Annotated in this window: 4 protein-coding genes; 2 read left to right on the top strand and 2 right to left on the bottom strand. The window is 63.3% G+C overall.

The features are described 5' to 3' along the window. Nucleotides 1–339 precede the first annotated feature (339 nt). Both VGP39_RS03495 and rocF read right to left on the bottom strand, forming a co-directional pair. Nucleotides 340–855 (bottom strand): GFA family protein, encoded by a 516-nt coding sequence (locus VGP39_RS03495; protein ID WP_414644550.1) that lies wholly within the window; start codon nucleotides 853–855, stop codon nucleotides 340–342. Between the two features lie 17 nt (nucleotides 856–872). Continuing rightward, nucleotides 873–1838 carry an arginase gene (gene rocF, locus VGP39_RS03500; RefSeq protein WP_414644551.1) on the bottom strand — a complete coding sequence of 322 codons (966 nt, stop codon included), beginning with the start codon at nucleotides 1836–1838 and terminating at the stop codon, nucleotides 873–875. Nucleotides 1839–1974: 136 nt separating this feature from the next. Here rocF and VGP39_RS03505 point away from each other — a divergent pair, with 136 nt between their 5' ends. Then, complete coding sequence (locus VGP39_RS03505) at nucleotides 1975–2601, top strand: carboxymuconolactone decarboxylase family protein (RefSeq protein WP_327566717.1); 627 nt, start codon at nucleotides 1975–1977, stop codon at nucleotides 2599–2601. 77 nt (nucleotides 2602–2678) lie between these two features. Further along, the coding region (locus VGP39_RS03510) for an NtaA/DmoA family FMN-dependent monooxygenase (RefSeq protein WP_327566718.1) at nucleotides 2679–3328 on the top strand (650 nt) is incomplete at its 3' end.

Genomic DNA, 3328 nt, shown 5'->3' on the forward strand with positions numbered 1-3328 from the left:
TGCCTTGGGCGCGCGCGGTGCCTTGCCGCGCGAGGTGGGTACGTTAATCCCGCCTCAAGGGGTGCCCGCTGGTGCCCTGGCGCCTCCCGCCGCTCCATCCCCTCGCTTGGGTTCGCGAGGGACTGGCAAACCTCGGACGCACTGCGCCGCGAGAACGCGGAAGCTTGGCTGTTTGAATCTCGGAATCAGATTTTGAGAACGACGTCGAAACATATTCTGCGTCATACGCGGGCTTGACCCGCCTGCGGGGCCGAAAGCCCCTTCGGCGAGGCGAAGGCCCGCGCATGACGCTGAGGCGCGGTGTGATGAAGGAGGCGGCTGTTCTGACGAACGCGAACGTTAGAACAGGCCGTCATTATCGACGCGCTTCTGCTTTTTGGAGCGCTGCCAAACCACGCCCGGAAAACCCTTGAGCGGCGCCAGCGGCTGGCCGGTATAAGTCCATTCCTGCAATTCTTCGATGGCGATGTGATACAGCGGCTGCCGGCCGGTACGTCCGGAAAAAAGCGCGCGGGGAATGTTGACCATGTGCGGCGAACGCGCACGCTCATAAAACAGCGGCGTGCCGCATCGCCCGCAAAAGCTTCGCGTGGATTTCGCGAGCCTGTCCTCGAAGCGGATAATTCCGGCCGTCCCCTTGGTGACGCGAAAACGTTTGCGCCAGCTGCCGACATAGGTGGCGTAGGCTGCGCCATGGGCGCGCCGGGTCGCGCTCGAATGATCGTGCCAGGCCCAACGCGCCGGATAATCGATCTCGAAGCAGATCTTGCCGCAGAGGCACCGGCCCGCGACGGGTTTTGCGGTTGCAACCGGTTTTCGCTTCGCAGCCGCGGATGCTTCCGGGTTTTGTGACAAGGACCTCTCCGTCGTGGTCAGGGCATGACGATCGCGTTGGTCGGGGTTGGCCGGTCGGTGATCTGCTGGCCGAACAGGCTGCCTACCAGTTCGGTCGCGACGCGGGCCGTGCGGCCTCGCTCGTCGAGAAATGGATTGAGTTCCACGATATCGACCGAGCGTACCAGTCCGGAATCGTGCAGCAGCTCCATCACCAGATGCGCCTCGCGATAGGTGGCGCCGCCCGGCACCAGCGTGCCAACGCCCGGCGCGACGGCAGGGTCGAGAAAATCCACGTCGAAACTGACATGCAGCACGCCATCGCGTGCCTTGATCTTGTCGATCACCCGCCGGATCAGCACGCCGACGCCGAACTCATCGATCTGCCGCATATCCGCTACTGCGACATCGCGCTCGCGCACCAGTTCCTTTTCCAACGGGTCGATCGAGCGGGTACCGAACAGGTCGAGTTGAGAGGGTTTTATGGACGCGCGCGGCTCATCGCCCAGCAGCCGATCGAGGCCGGGCTCACCGCACAAAAATCCCGCCACCATGCCGTGCATGTGTCCGGACATCGTCGTGGCCGGCGTATTGTAATCGGCATGGGCATCGAGCCACAACACGAACAGCTCGCGGCCCCGTTCATGCCAGTGGCGGGCAACGCCGTTGATCGAACCCATCGAAAGGCTGTGATCGCCACCAAGGAAGACCGGAATGGCGCCGGATCCCGCCAGCGCGTAGGCGCGCGCGCTGACGACCCGAATCCAGGACTGGATTTCGCGGTAATGCCTTGCGTTCTGCGGCGGAATATCGTCGGCCGGCACAAGGTCGAGGGCCGAGATGTCGCCATGGTCCTCGATTGTGAAACCGAGATTTTCGAGCAGGGAACCAAGCCCTGCCGTGCGCAAGGCCGCCGGGCCCATCAACGTGCCGCGCTGCGACGCCCCGACTTCGACGGGCACGCCCAGCAAGGCGATGCGTTTCTCCGTATCGACTCTGGTCAAATCGTTCACGCCTGCCACTCCTCGCTAACCTGACGACATAGCATTGCTGCCGGATTGAGCTTGCTAAAATTCGTCGGAGTGCAACAATTTCTGTTCACGCCCGGCGCTCGATCGGGCGAAGTTCAGGGAGAACACCATGAGATCGATCCTGCGCGCATCCCTTGTTTCCATCCTGTTTGCCGGTTCCGCGGTGGCGCTGACCGGCGAGCGCATGGCGCCGATTCCGCTCGATAAAATGTCGCCCGCGCAGCGCAAGGTCGCGGAGGACATCATGTCCGGACCGCGGGGAGGCATGCGCGGCCCGTTCAACGCCTGGCTGCGCAGCCCTGAACTCGCGGACCGGCTGCAAAAGGTCGGCGAATATCTCCGCTTCAACAGCTCGCTCGACAAGCGCGTCAACGAGATGGCGATCCTGATGACCGCGCAGGCGTGGAGATCGCAATACGAATGGTATGCGCATGCGCCGCTCGCCCTCAAGGCCGGCCTCGATCCATCCATCGTCGCCGCGATCGGCGCCGGCCGCAAACCGGATAACATGAAGGACGACGAGGCCATCGTCTGGGAATTCACCACGCAGTTGCGGCGCGATCATTCGGTGGACGATGCGACCTATGCCAGGGCGGTGGACAAATTCGGCGAACAGGGCGTGATGGATCTGATTGCCGTCAACGGCTATTACGACGTGGTGTCGATGACGCTGAACGTGGCGCGGGTGGCGCCGCCGGCCGGCGAGGAATTGCCCTTCAAGCAGGCCGGCCGATAACGGTCGCGGCCACCCGTCTCGATGCATCGCGCAGCGGATCGTGCTTAAGCGATGGCATGTCCGCAAGGTAGTAAACCATGACAAAACAAATCCGGCTCAACGCCTTCGCCATGAACTGCGTCGCGCATCAATCGCCGGGGTTATGGACCCATCCGCGCGACCGCACCGCGGATTATAACCGGCTGCCCTACTGGACCGATCTGGCGCGGACGCTGGAGCGCGGGCGCTTCGACGGACTGTTTCTGGCCGACGTGCTCGGCGTCTACGACGTGTTCGGCGGCAGTCCCGACGCGGCGTTGCGCAATGCCACGCAAACCCCGGTGAACGATCCGCTGCTGCTGATCTCGGCGATGGCCGCGGTCACCGAAAACCTCGGATTTGGGGTGACCTGCACGCTGTCCTATGAGCCGCCCTACCCATTCGCGCGGCGGATGTCGACGCTGGATCATCTGACCGAAGGCCGGATCGGCTGGAACATCGTCACCGGCTATCTCGACAGCGCCGCGCGCGGCGCCGGCAAGGAAAAACAGACCGCGCATGACGACCGCTATGACGTCGCCGACGAATATATGGAGGTGGTCTACAAGCTGTGGGAAGGCAGTTGGGAAGACGACGCGGCGCTGCGCGACCGCGCCCGCGGCATCTTTGTTGACCCTTCCAAGGTGCATCGTGTTCAACATCAGGGCGCAAATTACCGGCTGGACGCGATCCATTTGAGCGAGCCCTC

It is taken from the genome of Bradyrhizobium sp., assembly GCF_036009065.1.
GTDB lineage: Bacteria > Pseudomonadota > Alphaproteobacteria > Rhizobiales > Xanthobacteraceae > Bradyrhizobium.